This window comes from Marinobacter sp. (assembly GCF_035268745.1).
Classification (GTDB): domain Bacteria; phylum Pseudomonadota; class Gammaproteobacteria; order Pseudomonadales; family Oleiphilaceae; genus Marinobacter.
This window is the reverse complement of the sequence record NZ_DATFKH010000128.1, coordinates 1-6,062: the sequence shown is the minus strand read 5'-3', so window position 1 is coordinate 6,062 and position 6,062 is coordinate 1. Positions and strand designations below refer to the sequence as shown.

At 54.7% G+C, this 6,062-nt stretch carries 6 protein-coding genes and 1 pseudogene; 4 read left to right on the top strand and 3 right to left on the bottom strand.

From position 1 onward, the window contains the following. Positions 1-501: pseudogene (locus VJ956_RS10370) on the bottom strand (carboxylate--amine ligase); the annotation flags it as partial. A 337-nt stretch (positions 502-838) separates the two neighbouring features. On the opposite strand from VJ956_RS10370, the gene VJ956_RS10365 reads away from it, so the two are divergent. The 3 genes from VJ956_RS10365 (at position 839) to VJ956_RS10355 (ending at position 3,786) form a co-directional block, all read left to right on the top strand. Next, positions 839-2,575 carry an isocitrate/isopropylmalate family dehydrogenase gene (locus VJ956_RS10365; protein WP_324084504.1) on the top strand — a complete coding sequence of 579 codons (1,737 nt, stop codon included), beginning with the start codon at positions 839-841 and terminating at the stop codon, positions 2,573-2,575. 336 nt (positions 2,576-2,911) lie between these two features. Continuing rightward, positions 2,912-3,322, top strand: a complete 411-nt coding sequence (gene parS / locus VJ956_RS10360) for a type II toxin-antitoxin system Xre/ParS family antitoxin (protein WP_324084503.1) — start codon at positions 2,912-2,914, stop codon at positions 3,320-3,322. Next, the gene (locus VJ956_RS10355) at positions 3,319-3,786 is read left to right on the top strand and encodes an RES family NAD+ phosphorylase (RefSeq protein WP_324084501.1); all 468 of its coding nucleotides are present in this window, start codon (positions 3,319-3,321) and stop codon (positions 3,784-3,786) included. The genes parS and VJ956_RS10355 overlap by 4 nt, the downstream gene beginning before the upstream one ends. Positions 3,787-3,937: 151 nt before the next feature. Here VJ956_RS10355 and VJ956_RS10350 read toward each other — a convergent pair whose 3' ends face one another. Together VJ956_RS10350 and VJ956_RS10345 are read right to left on the bottom strand one after the other, a co-directional pair. Then, a complete protein-coding gene (locus VJ956_RS10350; protein WP_324084500.1) occupies positions 3,938-4,123 on the bottom strand; it encodes a hypothetical protein in 186 nt (61 codons plus the stop codon). 356 nt (positions 4,124-4,479) lie between these two features. Further along, complete coding sequence (locus tag VJ956_RS10345; protein WP_324084498.1) at positions 4,480-5,085, bottom strand: LysE/ArgO family amino acid transporter; 606 nt, start codon at positions 5,083-5,085, stop codon at positions 4,480-4,482. Positions 5,086-5,171: 86 nt separating this feature from the next. Between VJ956_RS10345 and VJ956_RS10340 the strand changes: the two genes are divergently transcribed. Then, a complete protein-coding gene (locus tag VJ956_RS10340; protein WP_324084496.1) occupies positions 5,172-6,059 on the top strand; it encodes a LysR family transcriptional regulator ArgP in 888 nt (295 codons plus the stop codon). Positions 6,060-6,062 lie beyond the last annotated feature (3 nt).

Genomic DNA, 6,062 nt, shown 5'->3' with positions numbered 1-6,062 from the left:
GAAGCGGATGATGTCGTCTTTCTCGTGGGCCTCCTCGAAAATGCCGACGCGGATCCCGCCAAGCTGGGCGCGGCGCTTCATCAGGGCCTTGTCACGGAACAGGATCGACTGCCCGTACATCCGCGGGCTGTCCATCAGCACCGAGTTGATCGCGCCGGACCATTCCACTGTTTCCTCGAACAGCGGGATGGCGACATCGACGCCTTCCTCTTTCAGCCTTGTCGCAATCTCCATGGACCGGTCATTCAGCCGGATAAAGTCCCATGGAATGAACGGTATTTTATTGGCAGTACAGAAATCCTTGGCCCAATCCGGAGCCACCACAATGTAGCGGCGGTCAAAGTTCTGTGCCGCCTTGATGGCATTGACGCTCCAGCCCAGCAGGGCAATGTAGCCCTTGTTCGGATCCTTCGGGGTCTCGGTGCCTTTGACCGAGGGCATTTCCGGATCGCGCCAGGATGCTACATCTGGAGATATTTCACTTGCTGGTGTTATCGACATTCTTTGTTCTCCTCACTGGTTACCTGAACAAACTGCGCCGACATTAGAGCGCGCCAGGTAATCTGAACCTTCAGATAATGTCGTTTTCGCGGGTTCGATAATCCCAATCAGCTCTATCAATATAGACGCTCCCCCATAAAATGGAAAACAGAAGCCCGGCACCGCTGGCCTGCGCAACCACTGAAGAGCATCGCTCGGGCGGCGATTTATGCCGGAGCTTATAAGTAACCCCGCCATCTTGACCGCACCATAAGCAGTTTTTATGCTGTTGGGCTATTCTTCAGGTTTGCCCGAACAACAGGGTATCGGCCATAAAAATTCCTTCAGGGAGAGCTCCATGGACAGCAGAATCAATGTTACGTCGCCTTTGGTCATTCTTCACGGCGACGAAATGGCTCAGGTAGCCTTTGAAAAGCTTCTCGAGAAATTCGTAACCGCCCGTCTGGATATTCAGCTCGAGGAAATCGACCTGTCCGCCGAACATCGCCTGAAGACCAATGGCCAAGCGGTAACCGATGCCATCAACGCGCTCCAGAAATATGGGGTAGGGGTGAAGAACGCCGGTATGACGGTCAACCGCAAGCAACTGGAGGAACTGCTCGTTAAAAACCCCGATGTGGATGCAAAAAACCTTCACGCGCTTGCAACAAAATCACCTAACGGCGCGATTCGCAAGGGTATCAGCGGTAACATCACCCGTGAGGATATTCAGTTCCGTAACCTCAAGATTCGCCGGCCCGAGTGGATCGGTCGCGATATCGAAGTGGACACCATGGAGTTCGGTGGTATCAAGGAGAGCTTCAATCAGCTTTCAGAGGCCACCGGCGTGATCAAGCTGATGTTCGTCGGCAGCAGCGGCGACCCGATTGAACTGCACCGTCGCGAAGTCCGCAAGGGAGACCCCTGGCTGCTGGCAACCAACGATGTAGAGGACGTCAAAGCCTGGGCGCACCGGTTTTTCCAGCGCGCGATTGACGAGAAGCGCGATATCTACCTGGGCCTGAAAGACACCGTTATTCCTGGTTACGACGGTGTCATGCGGGCGGTGATTGAAGAGGTCTACCAAAGCGACTACCAGCACCAGGTCAAAGAACTGGGGCTGGGTTACTACTACGAGCTGATTGACGCTCAGGCGGCACGCATTGTTTCCAACCCGCCAGCACGGGCGCTATGGGGGGTGCCCGACAACACCACCGGGCGTAAACTGTTCAAACTGGTCAACCATCTCCGTGAATTCGGCATTCCCGACCGCAGCGCCCACGTATCCATATCCCGCATGAGTGCCGGCGGCGGCGACCAGTATGGCAGCTTTAATATGCCAGCCCAGGAAAACGGTATCCTGAAGGTGATCCTTGACGGCGTTGAAAAACATGCACGCCATGTCAAGCAGGGCGATCCGATGTTGCTGATGTCGAATGACCGTGAAGCCATCAAGGACTGGGTAGCCCAGGTGTTTCGCGATGCATCCCACAAGGACAAGGAGGTCTATTTCGGCCTCAAACGCGAGTACATGGACTACGACGACGTCTTCAGCAACGTAATCACCGAAGTACGCCGGGAACTGGCCGGGGAAAGCACACCGCCTCCATCCTTCATGATCATGCGACCGTCCAGCCAGCTCAAAAAGATGATCACTGATCCGCCAAGAAATGCGCTTTATCCATCCCAGAACCTGGATGGGGATATCTTCTCGGACATCGCCGCCGCGCTGGGCGGCAGCCTGGCGACCGCAAGCTCCATTATCGAAAGCAAGGATGGCACCATGCTTTTCGAGGCACCCCATGGCACCGCCCATGACCTGTACCTGAAGTATCTTGAGAGCGATGGCCGCGAGGCCCATTTCAATCCCTCGGCGTTGGTGTACGCACTGGCTAATGCACTGGAAACCCTTGGCGAGAGAGAACGTAACGCGCCTCTGAAGGAATACGCCGTCAAGCTCAAGACTGCGCTGACAGATACCGTCGATAAAGGGATTGTCACAGCAGACCTCAAGGGCAAGACCGTTAATCCGGAGTCGGAGCAGGTGGTCGACATGATCGGGTTTCTGGACGCCGTAGAAGCTGAGCTTGAATAATGTTTAACTGAGCTCTGTCTGATCGGTATTTTAAAATGCTGACCCTGACAAAAGACCCGGCCCATTGCGCGCCGGGTCTTTTTTTCAGTATCGCAAATATTTCCATGTAATCGACGAGATCTTTGACCGTGTCCATGACAAGGCGGTCACCGATGAGCCAATGCCTTGTTGAACAGACATCCGCCTGCAAGACATCCCGCTGCCATTTTGGTAAAATATTCTTGCCAGATGGCGGGAGGTTTTATGTCAGCGAGCACAGAGAAAAAGCAGAGCCCTGAAGGGCATGTTGGGCCTGGTAAAGCGAACGTTCGAGGCGTGTACCCGGGGCGTGGTGCTGTGAAAACTCGTTCAGGTGCCACTGGAAAGTACGCGTTTTCCGGTGTTCAGGGCGTGAAGAAGATCCGCCGCGGCGGCAAGGCGAGGGAACTGGATGCCCTGAAGACCCTGTACGACATCGACGACACTGTTTTGTGTACTCTGCTGGGCATTTCCCCGCGCACCTTGGTGCGCCGGCGTGAAGACGGCACCGTGAACAAGACAGAACTGGATCGGGTAGCCACTCTGCACCTGGTGATGCGTGACGCCGTAGAACTGTTTGAAGGTGACCGGGAAAAGGCACGACGGTGGTTAAAGCGGCCGGCCCGGGCCCTGGAGCACCAGTGTCCTATCGATCTGCTGGATACCGAGGCTGGTATTCGCATGGTACGGGACCTGATCGGGCAACTTGAGCACGGCGTTTATGCATGAAGGCGTATCGCATCACCAAACGAAAGCACAAGGACACCGCGTTTTCAGGATCTGGTGCGCGCCAATACGGCGGCCGGTGGAATCTTCCGAATCACCCGGCCGTGTATTTATCTGAGAGCATTGCCCTTGCTCAGTTAGAAATTCTGGTGAATCTGGGTGAGGAAAATAGTCTACGGAACTATCTACTGTTCCAGATCGAAGTGCCGGACAGTCAGATTATGGCGCTGGCCGATGACGCTTACCCAAAAGGCTGGGACGGAACAAAAGTGTCAGCAGGCACTCAGGAGGTTGGAACTGACTTCCTCATTGACGGTGAAGCGCTCGCATTGGCGGTCCGTTCCTGTGTTGTGCCACAAGAATATAACCTCATCTTCAATCCGGAACACCCCGAGGCAGAAGCGGTTATCAAAGATGCCGCCAAGATAAGATTCCAATTTGATGCGCGGCTGAGCCCTAATTCCTGAGACCCCGTGTCCGCATGGTTCAAGGTAATCCGCAAGAAAAAGCGCTCCTGGATGAACAAAATCTGATGAACTGAAAGGAACAACTTCCTTAATTTAACATAATATACATTATACGCAGTACGATGTACGTTTAAATGTAAGCATCCCTGTTTTAGTGGCGCGGGTTACTGTCACCGGAAGATGACTCGCTATCGGATGAGTTGTCATCCGATGTGAGGTAGAAATCCTTTTCCTCGAATGTTTTTACCTCAGGATCTTCTATGTTGTTCTTGCGGCTGCCCCGAAAAAGCCAGACGGCCAGGACCACGCCAATAATGATCAGTACGATCCACTTCATGTCTGTTTCCTCATCACGCTGATAATCACTTTTATCCTGGGCTCATTGCGATTAGGCCCGCGCCAGAAAGAACGGCGATCATGACCTGCTCCCCACTAGTTTAACCGTTTTCAGCCTAAAAATGTTCATCTCTGACCCTGACCCCGGATTAGGGCCGCTCAGAGACGGAAGCGAGCGCTCAGCCATAGTCAGACAGGCATAGTTCCCGGTCGAGCCCGGCACGCCTATGGAATCCACCTTGGCAGCAACGAGCCGCTGGATCAATCGGATGAATGCCGCCTCGTCCGAACCGCGCTCATTCACAGGGGTTAACGGAAACGCGCTGAGGCCTGAAGTCAGATTCATCAACGATTTTTCTACAAACCACTAACAGCCAGGTGAATGGCAATGCCGGCCATCATTGAGCCTATCGTGCCATCAATAATCCGCCATGCTTTGGGGTTGGCCAGCCAGGGCGAGAGCGCTGCACCGCTGAACGCGAGTAATCCGAACCAGAGTATGGAGGCGCTGCTGGCACCCGCCACAAAGCCGATATCGCTGGACTGCTGGGCACCGATCGCAGGAATCAGCAATAAGGTATCAAGATACACCTGCGGGTTGAGCAACGTGACTGCCAGGGTTGTGAAAATCACAGCGCGGGAACTGGAAACAGCTTTGGTATTGGCGTCCAGTGTATTCCGGCCTTTGGCTGCCCGTAAGAAAGCCAGCGCCGCCAGCCAGCCCAGAAACACTACACCCAGCCACCGCAGGATATCCAACGCTTCAGGTACAGCCATCAGTGCTGCATTGAGGCCAAACATGCCCGCCGTGAATAGCAGGATATCGGCACTCATACAAATACCGGCGCATTTCCAGTGGTGCTCACGGCGAATGGCCTGGCCCAGTATGTAAGCGTTTTGGGCACCGATGGCGATGATGATGCCCCCGCATACCAGCAGCCCGGTCAGATAACTTGTCAGCATGATGCCCTCCTGAACATGAGCTGGAAGCTTACCCGTGCGCAGCTATACTTAAAAATCATACTCCTTATATCCTATAAGATTTTCTAATGCTTGATTACAAACTGGTGCAGGCGCTTGCAGCCGTGATTGAGAACGGCGGATTTGAACGCGCGGGCGACGCATTGGGGCTGACCCAATCTGCCATCTCACAGCGCATCAAGTCTATGGAGGTCCGACTTGGCCAGCCGGTGATAACCCGGCATCCTGAACTGCGCCCAACGCCGGCCGGGCAGAAACTGCTGAATCATTTTCAGCAGGTGCAGCTGCTGGAACGGGACCTGGCGCGCAACCTTCCTGCATTGGCCGAGCAAACCTCTCGCTTGCGGATCGCGATCAACGCAGACAGCGTCGCGACCTGGTGGGCTTCGGCTGTCGCCGAGTTTTGCCGCACAGAAGACATTTTGCTGGACCTTGTGATCGAAGACCAGGACGTGGGATTGCGCCGGATGCGTGAAGGCGATGTTGCCGCCTGCCTGTGCAGCAGCCCGCACCCCGTTGCGGGCGCTCGAGCTGTACCCTTGGGGAGCATCCTCTATCGCCCTTTGGCGACTCACCAATACATTGAGCGTTACTTTCCTGATGGTATTGATGCGGGCACGCTGGCCAAGGCACCCGCGATCATTTACGGCCCGAATGATCAACTTCAGCAGAGGTTCCTTACGGGTTTCGGTTATAACGGCAGCTTCCGCTACCACCTGTGCCCTTCTTCGGAGGGGTTTGTAAGGTTTGCAATCGCCAGCATAGGTTACGGGATGATTCCTGAAATACAGGCCCGCCATTGGTTAGACCAGGGACTCTTGGTGGATCTTGCGCCGGACCATGCTCTCGATGTGCCCCTGTACTGGCATTTCTGGAGGCACAGCGGCGAAACCCTCAAAAGCCTGACCAGGCTGCTTGAAAGCCATTCAGAACGGATACAGCAATGGACGATCTGATCC

Bases quoted from the DNA above. Each gene is read 5' to 3' on its own strand.
- VJ956_RS10365 (WP_324084504.1), top strand. From the start codon at position 839: ATGGACAGCAGAATCAATGTTACGTCGCCTTTGGTCATTCTTCACGGC.
- VJ956_RS10355 (WP_324084501.1), top strand. From the start codon at position 3,319: ATGAAGGCGTATCGCATCACCAAACGAAAGCACAAGGACACCGCGTTT.
- VJ956_RS10350 (WP_324084500.1), bottom strand. From the start codon at position 4,123: ATGAAGTGGATCGTACTGATCATTATTGGCGTGGTCCTGGCCGTCTGG.
- VJ956_RS10345 (WP_324084498.1), bottom strand. From the start codon at position 5,085: ATGCTGACAAGTTATCTGACCGGGCTGCTGGTATGCGGGGGCATCATC.
- VJ956_RS10340 (WP_324084496.1), top strand. From the start codon at position 5,172: ATGCTTGATTACAAACTGGTGCAGGCGCTTGCAGCCGTGATTGAGAAC.